The sequence below is a fragment of the Paenibacillus sp. B2(2019) genome (assembly GCF_008370385.1).
In the GTDB taxonomy this organism is placed as follows: Bacteria; Bacillota; Bacilli; order Paenibacillales; family Paenibacillaceae; genus Paenibacillus_AQ.
The window spans coordinates 30,592-53,800 of record NZ_VTZR01000004.1 but is presented as its reverse complement, the minus strand read 5'-3'; the positions used below and the strand labels follow the sequence as shown (position 1 = coordinate 53,800).

At 43.3% G+C, this 23,209-nt stretch carries 14 protein-coding genes; 7 read left to right on the top strand and 7 right to left on the bottom strand.

Features of this window, described 5'->3' with window-relative positions; all coding sequences use genetic code 11:
* The first annotated feature begins 44 nt into the window (after positions 1 to 44).
* The 6 genes from PAENI_RS06515 to PAENI_RS06495 all read left to right on the top strand — a co-directional run bounded on the left by PAENI_RS06515 (position 45) and on the right by PAENI_RS06495 (position 6,788).
* Entirely contained in the window at positions 45 to 2,390 is a 2,346-nt protein-coding gene (locus PAENI_RS06515; RefSeq protein ID WP_149644718.1) for a helix-turn-helix domain-containing protein, read from the top strand.
* Between the two features lie 133 nt (positions 2,391 to 2,523).
* Positions 2,524 to 2,727: a hypothetical protein gene (locus PAENI_RS32545; protein WP_262495530.1), complete on the top strand. Its 204-nt coding sequence runs from the start codon at positions 2,524 to 2,526 to the stop codon at positions 2,725 to 2,727.
* Positions 2,728 to 2,819: 92 nt separating this feature from the next.
* Positions 2,820 to 3,536, top strand: coding sequence for a rhamnogalacturonan acetylesterase (locus tag PAENI_RS06510; RefSeq protein WP_262495529.1), 717 nt, complete (start codon positions 2,820 to 2,822; stop codon positions 3,534 to 3,536).
* Positions 3,523 to 4,623: a mandelate racemase/muconate lactonizing enzyme family protein gene (locus PAENI_RS06505; RefSeq protein WP_149644717.1), complete on the top strand. Its 1,101-nt coding sequence runs from the start codon at positions 3,523 to 3,525 to the stop codon at positions 4,621 to 4,623. The genes PAENI_RS06510 and PAENI_RS06505 overlap by 14 nt, the downstream gene beginning before the upstream one ends.
* A 17-nt stretch (positions 4,624 to 4,640) precedes the next feature.
* On the top strand, positions 4,641 to 5,483 hold the full coding sequence (locus tag PAENI_RS06500; RefSeq protein WP_149644716.1) for a sugar phosphate isomerase/epimerase family protein: 843 nt from the start codon (positions 4,641 to 4,643) through the stop codon (positions 5,481 to 5,483).
* A gap of 144 nt (positions 5,484 to 5,627) precedes the next feature.
* The gene (locus tag PAENI_RS06495; RefSeq protein WP_149644715.1) at positions 5,628 to 6,788 is read left to right on the top strand and encodes a glycosyltransferase family 4 protein; all 1,161 of its coding nucleotides are present in this window, start codon (positions 5,628 to 5,630) and stop codon (positions 6,786 to 6,788) included.
* Here PAENI_RS06495 and PAENI_RS06490 read toward each other — a convergent pair.
* The 5 genes from PAENI_RS06490 to PAENI_RS06470 all read right to left on the bottom strand — a co-directional run bounded on the left by PAENI_RS06490 (position 6,760) and on the right by PAENI_RS06470 (position 20,463).
* Complete coding sequence (locus tag PAENI_RS06490) at positions 6,760 to 7,224, bottom strand: DUF2269 family protein (protein ID WP_042186633.1); 465 nt, start codon at positions 7,222 to 7,224, stop codon at positions 6,760 to 6,762. The genes PAENI_RS06495 and PAENI_RS06490 overlap by 29 nt on opposite strands.
* 148 nt (positions 7,225 to 7,372) lie before the next feature.
* Positions 7,373 to 13,561, bottom strand: a complete 6,189-nt coding sequence (locus PAENI_RS32920) for a rhamnogalacturonan lyase family protein (RefSeq protein WP_316502759.1) — start codon at positions 13,559 to 13,561, stop codon at positions 7,373 to 7,375.
* A gap of 419 nt (positions 13,562 to 13,980) precedes the next feature.
* A complete protein-coding gene (locus PAENI_RS06480) occupies positions 13,981 to 15,813 on the bottom strand; it encodes a UbiD family decarboxylase (protein WP_149644714.1) in 1,833 nt (610 codons plus the stop codon).
* Between the two features lie 110 nt (positions 15,814 to 15,923).
* Positions 15,924 to 16,445 (bottom strand): serine O-acetyltransferase, encoded by a 522-nt coding sequence (locus tag PAENI_RS06475; RefSeq protein ID WP_149644713.1) that lies wholly within the window; start codon positions 16,443 to 16,445, stop codon positions 15,924 to 15,926.
* 259 nt (positions 16,446 to 16,704) lie between these two features.
* Positions 16,705 to 20,463: an alpha-L-arabinofuranosidase C-terminal domain-containing protein gene (locus PAENI_RS06470; protein WP_149644712.1), complete on the bottom strand. Its 3,759-nt coding sequence runs from the start codon at positions 20,461 to 20,463 to the stop codon at positions 16,705 to 16,707.
* A gap of 257 nt (positions 20,464 to 20,720) precedes the next feature.
* On the opposite strand from PAENI_RS06470, the gene PAENI_RS06465 reads away from it, so the two are divergent.
* Positions 20,721 to 21,305 (top strand): GNAT family N-acetyltransferase, encoded by a 585-nt coding sequence (locus PAENI_RS06465; protein ID WP_149644711.1) that lies wholly within the window; start codon positions 20,721 to 20,723, stop codon positions 21,303 to 21,305.
* 89 nt (positions 21,306 to 21,394) lie between these two features.
* On the opposite strand, the gene PAENI_RS06460 is transcribed toward PAENI_RS06465, so the two are convergent.
* Together PAENI_RS06460 and PAENI_RS06455 are read right to left on the bottom strand one after the other, a co-directional pair.
* The gene (locus PAENI_RS06460; RefSeq protein ID WP_149644710.1) at positions 21,395 to 21,832 is read right to left on the bottom strand and encodes a MarR family winged helix-turn-helix transcriptional regulator; all 438 of its coding nucleotides are present in this window, start codon (positions 21,830 to 21,832) and stop codon (positions 21,395 to 21,397) included.
* 163 nt (positions 21,833 to 21,995) lie between these two features.
* Positions 21,996 to 23,033 (bottom strand): NADH:flavin oxidoreductase/NADH oxidase, encoded by a 1,038-nt coding sequence (locus PAENI_RS06455; RefSeq protein WP_076120013.1) that lies wholly within the window; start codon positions 23,031 to 23,033, stop codon positions 21,996 to 21,998.
* Between the last annotated feature and the right edge of the window lie 176 nt (positions 23,034 to 23,209).

Genomic DNA, 23,209 nt, shown 5'->3' with positions numbered 1-23,209 from the left:
TAGATCAAGTGTCTACTTCTACATAAGTAAAGGTGCTGAGTCCCGTGAGACCATTAAGCTTTCTAAGTAAGCTAACGATGTTTGCCTTTGTAATTAGCACGCTGCCTGTGTTGTTCATCGGTTCTTTTTCATACTTCACATCTTCAAAAGAAATTCAAAAAAACGTTAACAACAGCAAAATGGAATTAATCTTACAAATCACCTCAAATGTAGAACATAAGTTAACAACTGTCAATCAAACATTAAACCAAGTGATCAATTCTAGTGTATTAAAAAAAGCACTAAACAACCCTTTAAATGAAACCGATTTCATTTTATACAATGATTTAAGAAACGAAATTCGCAATATGCAGTCCTTCGATACGAAGCTGGAAGATGTCATCTTATTAAATCAGCAGCAAAATTGGATGATCAAAAATTCTGGTGTTTATCGCTTAAATGAGTACAAGGACCATGCGCAGCTCACCAACCTGATGAATATTGCCGAAGATACCTCGTGGATCCTGAACCCATCCTCCATATTTTACAGTGAGGAAAGCATTAACGTCACAGGCTGTAACTACAGCATTAGTCTTATCAAGAAACTCCCAACCAATAAGCTGCAAAAATATGGGCTTGCCTTAGCTAATATTCCTGTCTGCAGTCTTCAGGATTTCATTAACTCGGATGTACAGCCACTCGATGATATTATCGTTCTGGATAAGACAGGTCGATTCCTGCTCCATCCGGACCGCAACTTGATCGGGAAACCAATGAAAGAAGGCGGATTTACAGAAGATTCTTTCATTACTAATCCATCTAAACTTTCAGGTCAGTTTAAGACCAGGATCCACAAGAAGGATTACTCCGTCACTTACATGCGCTCTCAGATGAATGGCTGGGTCTATCTTTCGGTCACATCCATGGAAAGTTTAACGAAAGAATCCAAAAAAATTAGCCTGTTTACGATATTCGTGTGTAGCTTTATGCTTCTATTGTCTATTCTCTTGGCATGGATCGGTTCAAGACGGATGTACACTCCCATTGAAAGACTACTCAATCAAATGGGCCAACGCAAACCGGACATTAAATCCAGACACACGAATGAATTTCAGATTATTGGAGAACAAGTTCATTCTTTATTCCAATCCAAATCACAGCTGGAAAAAGAAGTCCGTCAGCATATCCAACAGGTGCGTACCTTCTTCCTAATCAATGCTTTCCATGGCAACGTGAAGAAGCGCGATCTGCACGAAGAGCTGGAACAATTCGGCTACCATAAGCAGCTCGAAGAATGGAAGACGATGGCTGTGATTACGTTGTCGATTGATTTTGCCGATGATTCCAGCTATGAGAAAAAAGATCTTAATCTCTTATTATTCGCTGCCCACAATATAATCGAAGAGTTAGTCTGCCCTGAACAACGACTGGCACCTGTAATTATGGATCATGCAGTAGTCGTCTTATTGGGGAGTCCAGACAGTGATACCGAGTCTTTTCACAAGACATTATATTCGTTAACGGAGAAGCTGCAGCAGGAAATAAACAACTACCTAAAGCTTCAGGTGAGCATTGGTCTGAGCCTTCCCTTCAACACCTTCGATAAATTATCCACGGCTTACAGAGAGGGACTCGAAGCACTGAAGCATCGGATCAAACTTGGTAAAGGTGTCATTATCCAGTATGAGAATATTAACTCTGGCAAGCACTATCTGAATTTGAACTACCCTACTCATAAAGAAAATGACTTACTGGACGCTATCAAATTAGCTGAAACAGATAAAGCAAAGGAACTCATTCATTTGCTCTTCAAATCTATCTTTGCTCACGAGCTTTCACCACAGGAATACCAGATCCCGTTGACGCGCTTACTCAATAATTTACTCATTATGATGCAGGAATCCGGTATTAGCTTAAATCAAATTTATCATGCTAATGGTTCCATATTTGAGGAGCTGCATGACCTCCATACTGTAACGGAGATTGAAGATTGGTATTGGAGCATGGTCATTTATCCGATGATCAAGATTTTTAACAGCAGACAAAATGCTCAATACCACAACATCTCAGAGAAGATCATCGATTTGATACAACATGATTACGATACAGACCTTACTTTAGAAGAATGTGCTTCACGTCTGCATTATAATGCCAACTATATCAGCAGCGTCTTCCGTAAGGAGACTCAGTACTATTTCAGCGAATATTTAACGATGTACCGATTTAAAATGGCGAAAAAATGGCTGAAGGAAACTGATATGCCCATTAAAGATATTGCAGCCAAATTAAGATATAACAACTCTCAGAACTTCATTCGCTCTTTCCGTAAGCAGGAAGGCATGACACCCGGACAATACCGGGATCACAACGCTGGCACAAAACTTAAATCCACCTTTGACGAATCAATGTAAAAAGAGAGAACTATTGTTCAGGTGGAATCAAAAAAAAGAGTCTCTCTTTTTTTCTGAAATATGTTAACGTGTGCATATAATCTTTTAAGGAGGAATTGGAACACAATGTTGAGCTTCCGTGTACATTCCAACCATGCAGAACAAACCGAGCTCTCTCTGGAAACCTCACTACTCACCCTTTATCCTCTTGCAACGCCTGGGAGACCACCCAACACAAGCTGAGCTTCACGCCTACTCCTCAGAATCACAGATGACTTCTCTAACACCTCCAACTTTTATATGGACTACAGCAAATGATGCCAGCGTTCCTGTGGAGAATAAGGACGGTATGGTTTAGGGCTTGCTAAAGAACATCCTCATTGCCAGCAATGGCTTTCCCTTTCTGAGAAATGGCTAAGTAAACACCACTACATTCAAGGAGAAGATCCTATGACACCCACATTATTTATCGCGGGAGATTCCACTGCGGCTATCAAAGGCGCTGGAGAAAAACCTATGACTGGCTGGGGAGAATACCTGCAAGGTTATTTTGGGATTTCTGTTCGAATCGAGAATCGCGCCATTAATGGTCGCAGTACCAAATCCTTTATAACTGACGGCCGCCTGGAGGACATCCTTAAAGACTTCAAGGCCGGTGACTACCTCTTCATTCAATTTGGACATAACGATGAGAAAAAAGAAGATCCTTTGCGTTACACTGATCCCGACACTGACTATCGCCGCAACCTAATTCAATATATTAAAGCTGCTCGGCAGTTAGGCGGGACTCCGGTTCTACTAACCTCTGTAAGTCGCCGCCGCTTCAACTCCGATGGAGAGCTTGACCCGCTTGCTGTAGGCGCTTATCCCGAGGCTATGAAGCAGGTAGCTGAAGAAACGCACACACCGCTGCTTGATATTTTCGCAGCTTCGCAAGTGCTCTATCGTTCGTTAGGTGTTGAAGAATCCAAAAATTTATTCATGCATTTGCCTGAAAAAGCACATCCGAATTACCCAAATGGAGTTATGGATGATACTCATTTCTCTGATCAAGGTGCTCAGCACATCGCCAGACTTGTGGTTCAGGCTATTGAACAATCTACTGCCTTACCATTAACAGACTTACAACAACTACTACAAGGAGTGATCACAGATGTCTCTAATTAAAGAAGTTATTACAGAGTACTATCGTATCCCTTTGCCGGAAATCATGGAGGACGCTAAACACGGACTGCACACTCACTTTGAAGTTCCCATTGTCAAAATTAGAAACGATGACGGTCGTGAAGGGGTAGGTTATACCTATACTGGCGGATTTGGCGGCAAAGCAATCTGCTCACTAATTGCGAATGAATTAACTCAGATTTTAATCGGTAAGGATGCTAGCTGTGTGGAAAGTATCTGGGAGCAGATGAACTGGGGAATACATTATGTTGCTCGCGGGGGTCTGGCTAGCTTCGCCATTGCAGCATGTGACATCGCTTTATGGGATTTACGTGCGAAGAAAGCAGATGAACCGCTTTACAAACTTCTGGGTGGCGCAAGCAATGAAGTCAAATGTTATGGCGGAGCGATTGATTTGAATTTCCCATTAGAAAAGCTCCTCCTCAACAATCAAAAATACCTAGATATGGGCCTCCAGGCTGTCAAAATTAAACTAGGACAAAAAACATTAGCTGAAGATGTGGAACGAGTGTCAGCGGTGCGCCAATTAATCGGTCCAGATGTGGCCTTTATGGTCGATGCGAATATGAGCTGGAGTGTAGAAAAAGCGATTAAAGCCGCTCGTGAATTTTTGAAATACGATATCCTCTTCTTAGAAGAACCAACGATTCCGGAAGATTATGCCGGCTATGCGCGTATTGCAGAAGAATCAGGCATTGCTGTTGCAGGCGGAGAAAACCTTCGGACCTTAACTGAATTCCATCACATGCTGCAATATGGCCATGTGGATTTTCCTCAACCGGATGCTTCCAATATAGGCGGGATTACGGGCTGGTTAAAGGTGGCTCACTTAACACAAGCATATAACCTTTCCGTCTCCACACATGGAATGCAGGAATTACATGTTAGTTTGTTAGCCGCTATGCCCAACGCAGGTTATCTGGAAATGCATAGTTTCCCTATCGATCAATACACCACTCGCCCGCTAGTGATTAACAAGGACAATGGCATGGCGATTGCGCCTGAAGTAACAGGCACTGGGGTTACCTTTGACTGGGATAAATTAGCGCCACACAAACAACAATACTAATGGGAGCGATCGATCATATGAGTATTCCCCTGCACCTAGGTGTTCGAGCACATGATTTCACACAAGTTTCATTGAAGGATTTAATTGAAAAGATTCAGTTCTATAATTTCGCTCATATTCAGTTTGCACTTAAGAAATCTTTTCCTGACAGCACTCCGAGTCTGACTGCTATAAGCCCTGGAACAGCTAGTTATTACGGAAATGCCTTTAGACAGGCTGGTATTCAGATTGCGGTGCTGGGCTGTTACGTTAATATTGTAGACACCGATCCATACAAACGGGCACAAGCGTTAGCCGAGTTCAATACCCATCTTCGCTTGGCCAGAGATTTCGGTGCCAGTCTAGTAGGTACGGAAACCGGAAGTGTGGCACTTGGGTATACCACAGATAATTTTACAGAAGAAGCTTTTCAACAGGTCGTTACTTCGGTAAAGCTAATGGTCGCAGAGGCCGAACGTTTTGGTGTGACGGTAGGTATTGAAGCAGGACTTCATCATCCGCTGTATTCCGCTTCCTTAACTCGCCGACTGCTGGATGAGATTCCTTCTAATAATCTTCAGATCATATTGGATTGCGCAAATCTAATGTCACCTACAAATTACTTGCATCAGGAAGCTATTATTATGGAAGCTTTGAAGCTCTTAGGAAATCGAATTGCCATCATTCATTTAAAAGATTTTATCGTGCAAGATGGAGCCATCAAAATTGTTCCTGTAGGTCAGGGCTGGCTTGAGTTTGAGCCGATTCTCCGTTATATGAAATACGAGCGTCCGCATATTCAGGGCATTTTAGAGAGTACTCCTGAATCGCATCTAAGAGAAAGCATCGCTTTTTTACAGCAGATATATGAAGAAGTGTAAATATAAGATCACATACAAAAAAATCCACTGTACACCTCATTACCGTGTGCAGTGGATTTTTATATTCTGTTTAACATCCGTTTGACCTCCATGAAATAATGGGCTGTTATGATCAAGACATCAAGAGTACCTGGGAGGGGTTCTATGCGTCTTGCTTTATTTACAGACACATTTCTTCCGCAAACGAATGGTGTCTCACTTACGCTTCAGCGCTTAACCACTCATTTGAACCGGCGAGGTATCGAGCATCTGCTATTTTCGCCGAAATCTGCTCCTGAAGACAGTTATGCCGATCCCATACGTCCCATTACCAGTATCCCCTTTTTCTTATACCCGGAATGTAGACTCGCGCTGCCGAATATGTCCTCCATCCAGTCAGAGCTAAAAGCTTTTCGACCCGATCTGCTTCATTTGGCTACTCCATTCAATATTGGTCTATGCGGCCTTCGCTATGCGCGAAAGCTTGGCCTGCCTCATGTCGCCTCCTATCATACCCATTTTGATCGCTATCTTGAATATTATCGGATGAAAAAAATTGTTCCTCTTTATTGGAAGTACATGAAGTGGTTTCATCGGTCCTGCGATGCTACCTTCGCTCCCTCCAATGAAACACTCGATTCCCTACAAGCTCAAGGTTTTCAACGTTTGAAGCTTTGGTCTAGAGGCATCGACTGCAATCTCTACACTCCGAAAAAACGCAGCCATCAGGTCCGTGATCGTTACGGAATTACCGCACCGATATTACTTCTGTATGTGGGAAGGATTGCTCCTGAAAAAGATATCAACACCCTTGCTCTCGCCATGCAGCAATTGCCCGAGTCTATGCAAGCTCAGGTACATTGGTTAGTTGTTGGAGACGGTCCCTTATTATCAGAGATGCGGGCGCAGGCGCCGCAAAATGTCACGTTTACGGGCTACAAACACGGTGAAGAGCTTGCCCAATTGTATGCCTCAGCTGATCTATTCGTCTTCCCTTCCAGTACGGAAACCTTCGGTAATGTTGTCCTTGAAGCCATGGCCTCTGGACTGCCTGTCCTCGCCGTAAATGAAGGCGGGGTGAAGGATCTGGTTACACCCAGTCGCACCGGAATAATCGCCCCACCTCGTTCCCCGGATGCTTTTATTCGTGAGATTTGTGCATGTATAGAGCAACCCCAAAAGCTGGCTGCTATGGGTTATGAGGGGCGACAGCTGGCGCTCGGCCGCTCGTGGGAGAGCATTTTTGATGGACTCATTCGCGATTATGAAGAGATCATTGAGAATAGACGCTTCGATCTTATACCGGCTTTACTACCATTAATATAATAATGACGATAGTGAGCACATGTACAGCTGCTTCTAACGGAGCGATCTTGTTCATAGCGGCGTTGTAGCCTACAGGGATTTCGTCGCCTTCACTCGCCATCACGAGCTGGGTCAGCTTTTTCAATCGAGGCTCAACAAATCCAATAATAATGACTTCTATCACGATAAAAAATAATAACGAAAGATTGATCCACAACACCGACAAGCCCATTTTATCAATGATCATTAACAAAATGCCTGTAACGATCAGGGTAATTCCACCCGTTTTAGGGAATCTGTTGATTGTCTTCATCATGCCAAATACAAAACGAAGCTGGCTGCCTGTCTTGGCAGAGCTTGTCAGTATTGGCAGCACAAAAGCTGGTCCAATTCCCACTATGGCCGCTATAACATGTATGACTACCACAATCTTAGAGATAATATCCGTCAATTCCATGATTACAATCCTCCCTATCATTCGTTGTTTAGATTCATATGACGATGATAGTGGAAATAGTCTTGCAGAATCCTTTAAATCTTAGATAATCTCAAAAAGCGCCTAGCCGGATATTACCGACGTAGGCGCTTTTTTAACTATTGCTTAATTATTTTACCGAGACTTTCATAACTGCACTTTCACTAACGCCTTGATCATTCATCAGTTCTACACGGTATTCATAAACACCCGGAGATCGATTCGTGATCGAAGTAGAAGCCGTTTGGGCATTCGGAGTATTTGCTGTTAAAGTCTGTGTATCGATCAGCACTCCATTCTCATACAAGCGATACACTTTGCCGTTCATCCCCCACCATTGATTCATGGTCACTTTATACTCTCCATCACCATCCCAGTTGTCATTAGATAACACTGGCTTACCTGGTGCAGCATCCTTCACGATAACCACATGAGCAGCAGACACCGTTGTGCCAAAAGAATTGGTCAGCTCAGCAGTATAGGTGTAGGTACCGTTTTCTTTTCCAGTAACACTAGTCACTGCGGTCTGTGCGGTTGGGGAGTCGTCACGTAAGGTTTGCGTGTCTATTAAGGTACCGTTCTCATATAGCTTGTAGATCGTACCATTATTGCCCCACCACATGTTCATTGTGATTTGGTAATCACCATCCAAGAGTCCTGTATCCTGCCCATTGTTATTGGATAGAACCGGTTGCCCCGGAATTCCTGTAGCCTTCTGAGGCCCGTTTACGACTATAATTACTTGTTCTGTCGTCGAGAGTCCAGCGTTATTCACAGCTGTTGCGATGAACGTATGTGATCCCGTAAGTCCTGTTAGTGGAATCTTATCACCGTAGACAACTTCTTTTCCATCAAAGGTGATAGCCAGACTACGAACACCCGATTCAGGATCTTCTGCTACGACCTGTACTTTCAAAACATCCGATTCACTCATTTGAGTAGAAGGTAAACCCGTGATTGCAGGTGGTGTAGTATCTTCTGTTTCCCCCGGTGAACCTACATATTGAATTTTTGGCGCCGCTGGTTGTTCCATGCCTTCGCCAAGAAAAAATCCAGGATGCGGAGGTTGATTATAACCCACGTTCTGCCAAGCCACTCCCAGTCGGTAGATCGGATCATGCATCAATGTGCGGATACGATAATCTGTCATATCCGTTGTTGTATAGATTCGTAATTCAGAACTGTCCGTTGCTCGCCAGATCACTTCTTCACGCCAATCCCCGAACAGATCCGCCTGCAAGCTTGGATTCGCCTTGGTGCCATTATTAGAAGAGGCCCCAGTTGCCGTCAACAAATTAGCTGTTGTCTGGTTAGTGTAATCCCACTTATCCACTCGATTAGAATCCAGCAATTCCCGCAAAAGATCGCCATCCCACCAAATGCCGAAATTCGTTGAGGAAGGCAGCTTATTCGTGATTAGCTCTCCCTGTGCACTGTATACGCCTGTAACAGGGATCTGCACTTCATTGGTGATCGTTGCAGCCCATACCTCTTCCCCAGCATAACGCGGGTCAATATCTGCTGACATTCCGCGTCCAGTATCAATTCCTGTGAACACACCCCATATGGTTTCCCCTGTAGCTGCATCACGCATTTCAATACCATACTTGGAATCGGTATGCTCATGTACATCAAAGACCTCCAACCCCGGTCTGGTAGGATCAAGATCTCCGAAATGGATCGCATCCCCATGACCAAGCTTTGTATTATACAGTGGCAATCCATCATCATCGATCGCCATCGCGCCGAAGGTTATTTCGTCCTTGCCGTCACCATCTACATCTCCTACTGAAAGGTTATGGTTTCCTTGCCCTGCGTAATCGCCATACCCTTCTTCATTACTATCAAATCGCCATACCTTCTCTAGCTTACCTCCGCGATAGTTATACGCTGCAAGTACAGTTCTAGTGTAATATCCACGGCTGAAAATCACGCTTGGCTGTTCACCATCTAAATAAGCTACGGCGGCTAAAAAGCGGTCCACCCGATTACCATAGGCATCGCCCCAAGCGCCCACATCACCACGCGGCGGATCATAACTAACCGTATCCACAGCCCGGCCTGTTGCCCCTTCGAACACTGTTAAATACTCATTGCCGAGGAGCACATAACCCGAACTATTGCGATAGTCTGCACTAGCATCACCGATCACAGTACCTTGACCATCAACCGTACCATCTGCTGTCTTCAGCATAATCTCAGCACGCCCGTCACTGTCCAAATCGTAAACCATGAATGGTGAATAATGCGCGCCCGCACGAATATTAGGCCCTAAATTAATCCGCCATAAACGTGTGCCATCTAGCTTATAAGCATCCATATAGACTAGTCCTGTATAACCTGCCTGGGAGTTATCTTTGCTGTTCGAAGGCGACCATAACATAATGATTTCGTAGACCCCATCACCATCCACATCCCCTACACTTGCATCCCCTGCACTATACGTATAAGGCTGACCGTCTTTGGTGTAATCATCTGCTGGTTTTTGCAAGGGGATAGATAGGTATTGCTTCTGCCATACGCTGAATTCTTCCGAAGCCGCTTTTTCGACTCCATTGATTACTGATGTAATTCTATATTTGGCGTCAGCTGTACCGGAAGTGTCAAGATAGTTCGTGCTATGAGTAATCAACGAATCATTTAGCTTCTCTTCCCCACGATACAGATTGAATCCAATCGATTCTGGATCCAGACCTAACATCCGCCAGCTGATATAAACACCCGCATCTGTCTTAACCGCTACAGGCGCACGATCCAGCGCCTCCATCTTCCGGTATAGCGTTGTCACCGCTGAGGTTTCCAGCGAAGCGGAAAGATCAGAGATACCGCCTGCATTTACCGAGGCAACTTTGTAATAGTAAGGAATTGTACTTAAAATGGTCGTGTCTGTGTATGAAGCTTCAAATGATTTGCCGATTAGAATGAACTCACCATCCGCGGATTTCGCACGATAAATGTTGAACATCCTTGCATCCGAAACCTCATTCCACGTAAAGGTCACATCATTTTTGTTCGTAGATTGTACTGATAGACCACTTGGTACGGCTGCTTTTGCTACAGCTGGATCAATCATAGACACCTTTAAGGCATTAGATGTTACGGATTCCAGTCCCGTGCTGTCCACCGAAGTTACCGTATAGATGTATTCCATACCGATATCCGCAGTGGTATCTGTGTAAAGCGGCTCTGTTGTCTCGCCCAGCAGCTCTGCACTATTCGCAACCGTTGCCTGACGATACACTCGGTATTTCAACGCACCATCCATACCATCCCAAGATAGATTAGCTGTGATAGGCTCATTGTTTAAGTCCAGACTAGCCAGTTTTAGATTCGTTGGGGCTAATAATAGAGGTGTGATTTCCAGTCCATTGAGATGAGCCGTTGTGCCACTAAAAACAAGATTCATCTGACCGTCTTTGACAGCGATCTGGTTATACAGCTTCTCAGCAATATTTTCCTTACCTGAAGAGACTGTTCCATAATCTTTGCCTTCAATTGCTACGTTCGTCTTGGTAGAACCAATCCAATCTCCGGTATAGGTCTTAACGGAGTAATAACCATTCGGTAAATCAACTTTAAATTCATACGAACCTCCAAAATAGATCACGAAATCTCTACGAAGGGCATCAGTCGCACTACCGCGATCTCGATCACTCATACCTTCACTTGAGGACAAGCCATAACCACGTTCTGTTGTATAAAGTACATTACGGTTCACTTCCGTATAACCGGCGGCAACGGGTGAGCCAACAGGTCCAAAATCATAACGGTATTGAGCGGACTTCGTAGTCAGCTTAACTTCATCTGAAGGCTCAGACTCTCCTAACCCATTTACTGCAGTCACTCGAACGGAGTAGCTGTTACCTTCCGCCATTCCGCTTAATGTTAAAGTTGGAACAGTGGCAGTTCCCGCCAATGCGTAAGCAGTTTCAGCTTCTGACGCTAGCTTACGATAGATTTTATAAATATCAGCACCCTCTACTTTATCCCATTTCAGTACTGCACCTGCATTACTGATACTTCCCGCCACAAGACCTTTTGGCTTGGCAGGCACTGTTTCTGGCTGCTTAATGTCCTGTACAAAGCTGGAAAGCGGAATGTTTAATTGCTCTATTCCTTTGGCCAGCAGACGAGCCATTTGAATCGCTCCGTACTCTTGAAAGTGAGTATCGTCTGCCGACCCATTCGGGAAAGCACCATATATCCCTGCATCGAGGTGAAGGAATACAGAGCGTGTAGCTGCAAAACCGATCGAATTGTAATAAGCGACACTTAGCGCGCTAAGATCAACCAATTCCACATGCAGCTCATTGGCTACCTCTTTCATCGCCTGCACATATTCAGGGAAACTCACATTAAATTTTTCCGTGGCAGCATTATAATCTCTGCGGCCCATCGGGGTCACCAGAATCGGAGTCGCTCCTCTTTGTCTGGCACCCTCGACATACGTTTTTAAATAATTTTTGTAATCTGCTGGAGAGGCATACCGATCAGGAACACTGATCGTTGCGTCATTGTGGCCAAATTGGATAAGGAAATAATCACCTGGCTGTATCTTTCGCAGTACTTCATCCAGCCGCCCCTCTACAATAAATGACTTAGAGCTGCGGCCTCCGATAGCGTGATTCTTAAACGTTACTTCCTCACTAAAGAAATCAGGAATCATTTGTCCCCAGCCAGCCTGTGGTATCCAGTAAGGATCGTAAGTCTGCACAGTTGAATCACCCGCAATATAAACTGTAGGCAATTCATTAGCAGGACGATCTGGCTGCTTAGTAATCACCAGTGCATTGATATTAGGCTTCATGCCAGAGAACACCAAGTTCATTTGTCCATCCACCAAAGCGATGTCAAAGCTCATTTCCAAATACTGACCAGCTGTTTTACTTGTCTGCTGAACTTTTTGAATGGATTCTACTTTGATGCCAATGTCCGTGTCTCCGACGCTATCTCCAGCGATAAGTGACACAATATAGTCACCATTCGGTAAATCTACATTAAAGGTAGTATCCTTAGGGACTACCAAATCCGATCGCAAAGGATCAGTGGTTCCCCGGTCTACACCAGTTACCTTTGATATATCCGTAAATCCATATTTAACCGCAGAGGAATAAGATACCCCTGCATCGACCTTAAGATAACCTTCCGCCGCAGCACCTGGGCCAAAATCAAAGGAATATACATTTCCTTCTGGCAATGTTACAGGCGGCGTGTATACCATACTTTCAACTTTGTTAGATAACTGGGATTCTCCTTGGGCATTAGCAGCTTTTACCCCATAATATTGCCGTTTAGAGGTATCCACTGCTACATCCGTAAATGTCGCTGTCTCCGACTGGCCAATCTCTTGGAAGGATCCATCTGCTGAATCAGACCCTAAGATTGTATAACGGGTAGCTCCCGCCACGTTGTTCCAACTTAGCTGAACAGAACTCGCACCCACGCTGACAATCGAAAGGCCCGTTGGTGCTGCCGGAACCTCTGCCCCCGGAATTTCATCTACCGTCACAGGTGCACTCAAAGCAGACTCCTCACCGCTGCCTTTAACAGCAGACACATTATAAATGTAGCCACTGCCTTCATTTACGTCTGAATCCACGTAGCTGTTAGCAGTAACTTGAGCTACCGATTGAATAGTCCCGCTAGGAAGCTCTGTCCGATATATATTGTAATAGACTGCTTCTGTCACGCTGCTCCACCCGAGAGAGACCGCAGTGGGCGAGAGATTCGTAACCGCTAAGCCCTCAGGAGCCTGCAGTGGACCCGGCACGATTTGCTGAATCATAAGTCCATTTAAATACCCGCCAACCCCTGTACCCGTGATGCCAACGGTTAGTTGACCGTCTTGGACAGTCGTGCGGTAAGTGGCTTGATTTACAGCCTGCTTACTGCTTATTGAACCAGCCGTAACACCTTCTAAGGTAATCGTAGTTTTAGTGTTACTTGTACCTGCCAATAAATCTCCTGAGAATACAGTCACATCGTAATCCCCATTAGGAAGATCCACTAGAAAGGCGTAGGACAATCCCAGTACAAAATCATTAGTCAGTTCATCTCCGCCCGAGCGATTTCTTGAGGCAACCGCCTGATCTAAACCATATCCTAGCTCCTTCGTATACAACTTTGATTCATGCACAGCTGTATAACCACTCATTACAGGACTTGTTGCCGTTCCAAAATCATATCGCAAAGTTATTGGACCTGAATCTGCACTGGCTGGTTGCACTCCAAATGTTGTAGAGGGAAATAGAGATGAACAAATGAAGACCCACGACAATAACACAATAAGTATTTTATTCCCCATTTTATTTCTCTTCATCTTCCGTGCTTCACCCGCTTTCTTATGATTGAAAGAACTTAGTACGCATCTGGCCCTTTTGTAGTAAACGCTTACAATAAGCTTCATTGTCATTCGTTCTTCAAATATAAGTTCACTTCGTGCGCGTATCCCCTCCTCCTTGCTCAGACACTTTTCTGGATAATTATTTCCAGATGCACTCATATCCAACACGATACTACCACCTAAGTTTCACTATGAACATTTAAAAAACAGAGTTTATCATACACTAAACCGTTCAATTCACTCGCCTATAGTTATAAAATCCTACGATTTCGTGACAAGCTGGGACATAAAACCCAGAATACAACCTATACATTTTTAATTTCATTTTAGTAAAATCATTTCAAAAAACAGCAAAAAGACCTCCTTGGTTTCCCAAGAAGGTCTTTGAGTTATGGTTAGATCTTACCGTTTAAGTTCCCACCTGGAGCAAATAATCGTTCAATATGCTTTTGAACCGCTGGATCCGGAATTAATGGTGGCGCTTGATGAGGTTTTACACGCGCATCAATAATCACGTTATCACATGACCAATGCTTATACTCCGTTGAACTGTTCACGCCATATATATCATGAGAAGGATTGCTGCGTGTGAACGTCGCCCATAGGAAATTCTCAATTCTATCACTTAAGAACTCGCTATCATCACACACAATAATCATCGGACAAGATGGGAGTGCTCCCTGTACTTGAATCGCTTCGCTAAACTTGTTCATTTCCTGCGCTGCTTCAGCGTAAGTAGTGAATTTAGAGCCTTGAAGCGCCACGAGACCTGGCATCACCATCTTTGCATGTCCAAATCCCTGTAGTTGTTCAAGTATGTCAGGAACCTCTGTACATAGCTCTCTTTTCTTCTCCCCAACCGCAGCGAAAATCACCTTACTTCCGCTGTTTAGTCCTGTACCAGAATAATCAAGGGTATCAATCGTTGTATTCGTATAGAAATGAATATCTCTGCGAAGATTAATTCGCTCTAAAATATACGTCAAGAAATCCTCAACATCATGTGTGCTGATAGGTTGTTTCTCTTCAGCTGTAATAAACAAGAATTTAGCTAAACTAAGCTGACCTGTGCCTAATATCCGATTCGCGATCGTAAGAATCTCCGCTGGCTGCTTCACTTGTTGATAAGGTGTATAACGTTCACTGCCAATCGCAAACAAAAGGGGATGAACACCTGCAGCATCTACTGCATGAACTTCTTTGACACCCGGGATTTCTTGTCGGATAGCTCCACCCGTCAACTCGTGAATTAACTCACCAAAAGCGGTATCCTCTTGTGGGGGTCTGCCGACAACCGTAAATGGAAAGATTGCATTCTTTTTAGCGTACACTTTATGTACTTTCATAACTGGAAAAGGATGCACCAAGCTGTAATAACCTAAATGATCGCCAAAAGGTCCTTCCGGCTTCGTCTCCCCAGGATGAATTTCCCCTGTGATCACAAAATCCGCATCATTACTAATGCAATATCCATCTACATAGCTATAGCTAAAATGACGTCCCGAAAGTAAACCGGCAACGATCATCTCACTCATACCCTCTGGCAAAGGCATTACAGCCGATAACGTATGCGCTGGAGGTCCGCCGATAAAACAGCTCACTTTAAGCGGTTCTCCTTTTCGATTAGCTCTTTCTTGATGCACGCCGATACCGCGGTGAATTTGATAGTGAATACCAACCTCTTTATTGAGTTCATACTCATTACCATTCAATTGAACACGGTACATCCCCAGATTGGAGTTCATAATGCCAGGCTTGTCTGGATCTTCGGAATACACTTGCGGCAATGTGACAAAAGCGCCACCATCCTCCGGCCAATGTGTGATCAGCGGAAGATCAGAAATACTGATTTCCTGGAAACCACTTGGTAGACCACCCGGCTTTTTAATAGGCAATGCTTTTCTCGCGGATAGTCCTGTCCCTACATATTTAAAAGGATTTTTGAGTGCTTTTACCGGATCGTTACGAAGTGCAATTACGTTATGTGTGGAGTTCCAAGTACGCCGAAAGATAAACTTACTGCGCTCTAGCGTTCCAAAAAGATTAGATACGGCACGAAATTTCGAGCCTTTTACATTTTCAAATAATAATGCAGGGCCACCGGCTTCATAAACCTTCAAGTGAATCGCGGCCATCTCCAGATAAGGGTCCACTTCTTCATGAATACGAACCAAATGTCCATGCTTCTCTAAATCATTAACACACTCTTCTAAATTGCTATATTTCATTTCATTACTCCGATCTCTAGAAGGTTATTACAAGATTTCTTGGATGCTTTAATTATACCCTGTAACTTTTTAAAATAAAGCAATACCCTATGTAATAGAACATCCCGCCGTTATCTTGTATTCTCAGGTTTGGGTTCATCTCGCAAAATATTTCTGGCAGGAATCCCTACTGCCGAAGCATTATCCGGCACATCCTTAACCACAACAGACATAGCTCCGATATTAACATCGTTCCCCAGCGTAATCGGGCCTAGTATCTTAGAACCTACTCCGATAAATGCTCTATCACCAATCACGGGTTCCCCTAAGTTATTTCGCCCCCCAATGGTCACTTGGTGAAAAATAGTAGCGTTGTTGCCAATCACCGCTTTAGGACTAATGATAATGCCATTTAACCCATGTGGTAAATGAAGCGCATCACCAATTTGAGCCTCTGCATGAAGCTCTCCACTGGCAACAATTCGGACAAACAGCACATCCATTATGCGATATAGGAGCCACAAAGGTTTGCGGATCAGGCCACTTTTCACCCGATAATACACCCAATTTCCAAAACGATAAGTAAACAAAGCCATAATCGTTTGTGGATTTTTTAGATTTGCTTTCCAGTCCGTTTTGAATGATTTCATCATTGTATCATCCTCCTATAGGGGCAAGATATGAACTATATTCTCGTGAAATGAAAGCATTAGTGTGGTGAAAAATATTCTGGGAGGATCGCAGGATGGAGAGTCATTCGGGTGATTGTGCTTTCACCAGTGTATGTTAGATTCAGAGATTCATCAAGAAGTGGACAGTTCTCCCTATATAAACATCAACCGATTACAAGCCTTCCTAAACAACAACACGCGCCGAAGTATTATCGGCGCGCGCTGAATGCTATCTTTTCTATTAAATAAGATCCAGAACAATCACGTTCACAGAATGGGCAGCAAGATTTACAATTGCAGTGTCTTTATCAAACCTGATTTCCGTTTCAACTGGAGTAACCTTCTCATCATTTTTTCTGTTCACATTAGGTGTGTGAACTAGCGAAGCATCGCCCGTTAAAGTAATCCATTTACCGGTAGTAGCTACGTTTAAGCCTTTCAGATCAAGCTTCGTTGCTTTCTCTACACGATCCGCATTCACAAGCTTCACATAGAGATGCTTATCATCTTTAGTAACGGAATTGTATACTTCTCTGTTATACGCTTCGAGCTTATAATCAAGCACTTTGCTTGTTGCCTTGCCATCTGTGTAAGAGCAAATCAAATGCTTGCCATCTGCTCCACCATAATTAACAGTGATGGTATATTCCGTATGATCCGCTAGCTCTTCATAGCAACTAGCTCTTAGGTTACCCGCTGCTGTACTAGAGGAATAATCGCCGAGAGTATAGGCCTCAATTCCTTGCTTGTACACCTTGACTCCTGTGGCATCGCCATTATAGCCAATCGCATATTCGATAACATCTTTATTTTCCGGTGAAATGTCTGTCAGACCTGCACCTACATAGAAGCCATCTTCGCCGGAAGCTTTTTCAAGAACGACCTCTACTTTATAATTAGTCCACGCGTCATTGAGAATATACAATCCATTCAGCCCGCTGTTCTGTGCCTTCAAGACTAGACCTTTGGAAGGATCAATCGTATATCCGGCAGAACCAGGAATGACTTTCCAAGCTTCATGCAGCGGCTGTGTAAAATCTTGCTCTAACATAACGCTGCCATCCGTATTCGAAGTAACCTTCACCCGCTTCACAACTACAGATGATTTTCCGGCAGCCACTTCAATTCCTCCGTGAGGAATGAGGTCTACCTTTTCCCCGTTGCGATATGTCGAGAACGATGTGCCAACCACTTTGGTGCCGAGATATTTTGCGTACAGCTGTTGAACATAGTAGTTCGGCGTGTACCATACAGTTTCATCATCGAACCAGATGCAATCTGGTGTCCATCTGTAGGTTCCATCTGTTAATACCTTATTGAACAATGGTGCCGTTGCAGCTAGTCTAATCACATCAGAGTTATTCTCGAAGCTGGACATAATCGCCGCTTCAGCAATCGCTCCTGCCAAAGTATTTTTATCTATCGAAGCATATTCACCCACAAAAACCTTCGAAGTTTCAGCCTCGTCCAAGCTGCCGTCTTCTTTATAAGCTCTGTAATAGTAATTGTAGCGATCCGCATTCTCTAACAAATACTCGTTGGAACGGTAGTAATGCTCGTCCGCAATCGTATCCATGTAGTTCTTTTGTTTCTCATACCAGGTAACCGTCTCTTCAATACTCGATGTTCCATCCGTGAAGCTGATCTGTTCCGAGCCCTGTAGATTTCCGCTTAGGAATTTCCAGCCTTGCTGATAAGCATCGTCATCTGCTTGTGCGCCAACCGTAGAAAGAATAGTCAGTTCATGATCAGGGTAGTTTTTCACCATATATTCATCAATCGTTGTTTTAAAATACTCGAAGTTGGCAAAAAACTCTGTTCCCCAGTTTTCATTCCCCACGCCCAAGTAACGCAGGTCAAACGCTGCTTCATGGCCCATCTTTTTACGCAAAGCGGCCCACTCGTTATTGTCAAAATCCATGCTAATCGCGAAATCAATCAGATCCGTAAAGTTCTTCACATAATAATCTCTTAACGCACCGCCAGCTGGATTCGCATAATCCGAACGAGCTTGACACAGTACGCCGCAGGCCATAACCGGAAGTGGTGTTGCATTCAAATCTTCGGCTAATTGAAAATACTCCATATATCCAAGACCCATGGTCATCATATAGCCCCATACATTATAGTTCTCTTTGCGAAGCTCAATATCGTTGACAGACTCTTTCCAATCGTACACATTCTCCCAAATGTGAGAGCCTTCAGAAATACAGCCCCCCGGGAAACGTAAGAATGTTGGATGAAGATCAACAAGTGCATTCACTAAGTCTTTTCTTAATCTATAGTTCGAATTCCCCTTATAGTTAGCGTGAGCTGTAGCAGAACGTTCTTCTTCCCCAGCGCCCCAAACATCTTCCGGCATTAAGGAGACCATATCAATGGAAATCTCACCGTTAAAGGTTAACGCCAGCTGACCGAGTATAGTTTCAGATCCTGTTAATACATACTTAGAATCTACACCATATTTCTTCCAGTTACCGTCACCGTACACCTCAACTACCGTTGTATCGCTAATGGCTTTACCATCTTTGTCGAGCAATTGCAGGGTGATTGTTCCCGCTGCCTCAGCCTTCGCCCAAATCGTGAAGTTATACTTAGCATCCTTCTTAATAAACATTGAGCAGTGCTGATTGGAATCCGCAAAGCCTCTGTTATTGATCGTTGCGCCATCTGCCACTGTCACATAATGAGCATTCATATCTTTATCTTCGATTCCGAAGAAATCATTTAATCCGCCTGTATGATGAACCGTCATTTTGTCCGTGTCACCGGACCATGCATGAAGAGGTGTATAATTTCTTCCTGTTGAAGTCCCATGCACACCACATACATGCGAATAGCTGTCAAAAGCAAACGACTCAAAGGAACGATTCTGCACTAACTCTGCATAAATTCCACCATCTGCCGCATTATTAATATCTTCATAGAATAGGCCATATAGAACTTCGCTAACATCCAAAATCTCATGGTTTCCATCGATCGTTAAGGTGTAGGGTGGCAAACCTTCTGGAAGCACAGATACGGTGAAGCTCTTCTCTACTGTACTGTCACCTTTTTTCAAAACTGCTGTAAGCGTTACACCTTTAGCAGAATGGACGGTTTTATTTACAACTCCCGCATTAGAAATAATTGCTGAGTCACTGGATACCCAGGACACGTCAACTTTTCCACCCATGAGCGAAGCTGGTAATTCGATATCTTTGGTGATGATTGAACTAGTGAAGGTTAAATATTTATCTTTTGCGAGCTTAACGATCTCTTCATCTGTCAAAGACTCACACATAATCTCAATCACTTCGTCCTGCGTTAATCCCGCTTTATATACACGGAAGTCCGAAAGAGAGCCGCCAAAATCTACATCTGCAGCGTACTGGGACTTGCCGATCGTATTGTTACTATAATTCACTTGATCCTCAAATGTAGCAAACCACGTGCGTAGCTTAGCATATGTACCGCTAGAAGTCTGACTTATCATTCCATCCGCAACGATCTCACCATTGACATACATCACAGGTCCTGCACTGCTTAGTGTTCCACCTTTTGTTCCTGTGACCGCAAAGGCAACGTGCACCCATTCACCAGCAGCAAAGGATTTACCAGGATCTGCGACTAAATCTTCCCCCGCAAAACAAGTCCCCCGGAAATTACGCGTTAAAAAAATATAGGGTCCTGTCTCGCCTTTGCCGAAATCGAACAGTCTTTCCCATAAACTCCCGCCAGTACTTACATGCATCCAAGTCGAGACAGTAAGGCCAGCTTGGTCGCTGACTTCTTTAAGAAGATCATCTGGCAAAGAAATATAGGATGTGCCATGTTCTCCACCCGCTAGTGAAACAGCACTTCTACCCGCTACAGTCTGTATGGATGGCAGCTTAGTCCCTGAAGCGGTTCCATCGTTCCCATTCCCTGAGTAATCTTGACCCACATGATCGGGGTTATCAAACTTATAATGCGCTATCAAATTACCATTAATAGATTTATTACTGTTGTCATTGTTCATAGAAGATCACCTGTCATATTTTGTATTAGAAATCATAAAAGCCTAACCAATCTACTGATTACTACGACAAAACCGCCCCATCCGTGAATCATTTAACCTTTATACGAAACATAATAACACACTTTATAATCAATTAATATATTAACTAATTAATATTTGTGTGAAATAAAAGAAAACTTTTTTATAATTAAAAATTACCAAATAGACCCTTTTATTCATGATAAAATGAATTTGAATGTATGAAGGAGAGATGAAATATGAATAACCATGTAGGTTATGAAACAACAAAACGCGATTTATTTACAATTGAATGTAAAGATATCCTGTTACGAGAGTTTAGAGTGGAGGATTTAGACGAGTTTCACGCACTTACCACGCAGCCTGAAATCATAGAATTTCTGCCCGACTGGAATGTCCCTAAAGAACAACGGCTAGATTGGTTAATAAACTATGAAATAAAAGAAAATCAACAGTTTCTACAAGCGGTCTCAGCGGATGGAAATATCGGGGAGCTTCGTCTTCGTTTAGGCATTATTTTAAAAGAGACGAATGAGTTTATCGGTTGGTGCTGTACAGGAATGAAGGATGAATTACCCGCTCCGAACAGAGAAATCATGTATGCCATATCCAAGGATCATCGCGGCAAAGGGTATACCACACAAGCTGCCGAGGGGTTAATTAAGTATTTGTTTGAGCACACTTCTACCGATGTATTAAACGCTATTGCTCTGGTACACAATACGCCCTCAAATAGAGTCATACAAAAATGTGACTTCGACTTAATTAATGAAATTACGATTGAAAATGAAAGTTATAATTATTACCAGCTTTCTAAGCGGTAATGGAATAAGATATTCTCACGCAAAAAAACCTCTGCATGGGAAATGGAGATACGATCCATTTACCTAAACAGAGGTTTTTTTGAGCTGATTCATGATTGCTGCTTCATACGAAGCATTTGCGCTAGAAGCTGTTCCACATCTTTTTCCGGGAATGTCGTCATTAGCGTCTCATTAAAGGTTTCTTGTGCACGGATGAGCTTGGCCTCACCAATGGAGGTTAGGGAGGTATAAATACTTCTGCGATCACTGTCGCATGCTTTTCTCTCTAAGGCTCCGCAGCCCTTGGCTTCAAACCGGCTAACTAAACGTGAAACGGCACTTTGGCTTAAACCAACCATGGATTCAAGTTTCTGCAATTTCAGTTTTTTCTCTGGGGCTTCCGACAAGAATAATAACAAGTAGAACTCTTTTAAAGATAATCCATGATTCGCTTGCAAATGAACTTCTAATTCATTCGTCACATTCATTTGTATATGCGTTAACGTCAACCAATTCGCGATAAGGTCATTGTTAAGAATTTTGTCCATCTATCTCTTCATCTCCTGAGCGTATGACTATTCATGAATTTTTTCTTCTATATAATAGTACTACACTCCACATCCATTGTGCCAAGCTTAATCCAAAAAAGAGAAAAGACCGTTTCTCCAAGAAATCGGTCTTTCCAAATGATTCCATTTAGTTCATTATTCCTTAGCCTTTAATTCTAGGAAATCCAAAGGCATACTGCCGAGGAATACTAGGGTCTTGCTGAAGCTCAACCCCAGCCTCCAGCGTCCAATATGGATTTCTCAGCATCCCCCGACCAACTGCAACAAGATCTGCTTCCTCATTCCCAATGACTGCATTAGCAAGAGCAGGTTCATCCAATCTGCCTACAGCAATCACCGGTACATTCAAACCATATTTGATCTCTCTTGCCAAAGGAACTTGATACGCCGCATGTGTTCCTGGCTTGCCAGCAGCCGCGATAGGACCTTCACCACCTGCACTGATATGGAAAATATCTGCGCCAGCTTCTTTATAAGCTTTACTAAATGCCAAGCTTTCTTTAATGCCGTATCCGCCCTCTACATATTCTTGAGCTGAGATACGCATGATCAATGGCATTCCTTCAGGCATTTCACTTTTTGCTGCACGAATGATTTCAGTACCAAACAAGGTCAAATCTTGGCCATATTCATCTGTTCTTTGATTCGTTAGTGGTGAATGGAACTGATGAATAAGGTAACCGTGCGCACCATGAAGCTCGATAACATCAAACCCCGCTTGAATCGCACGCTTCACACTGAGCCGGAATTTTTCAACCATACCCTTCACTTCTTCAGTCGTTAGGGCACGTGGTGTTTTGGAGTCAGCATCAAATGGAACGGCAGAAGAGGATACAGGAACTGCTGCATCTTCTGCCTTACGCCCAGCATGAGCAATTTGAATACCTACTTTTGCTCCATAAGCATGACAAGCATCAACAATTCTAGCCAATGCAGGTATTTGCTCATCGGACCAAATGCCAAGGTCAAAATCTGTAATTCGGCCATCAGGCTCTACATCGGTCATTTCAATAATAATTAATCCTGTTCCTCCAATGGCGCGGCTTACGTAATGATTATAATGCCAATCGGTAGCAATTCCGTCCTTGTTAGTCACTGAATACTGACACATTGGAGGCATAACCACGCGGTTCTTCAATTTCAAATCCTTCATTTCATAAGGGGTAAACAAGTTCTTCATGATATCTCTCCTCTTTATAAAAAACTAAATTTATTATGAACATTAAAAACATGTTTTAGCAGAAATTAATTAATGTATGCTCATGCATGTATATTATTATAGAATATCTATGGTGTCAACCATGAATGTCTCCTGCGGTTTAATAACTCCACGTATTGTTGAAATCTTTGTCGCAA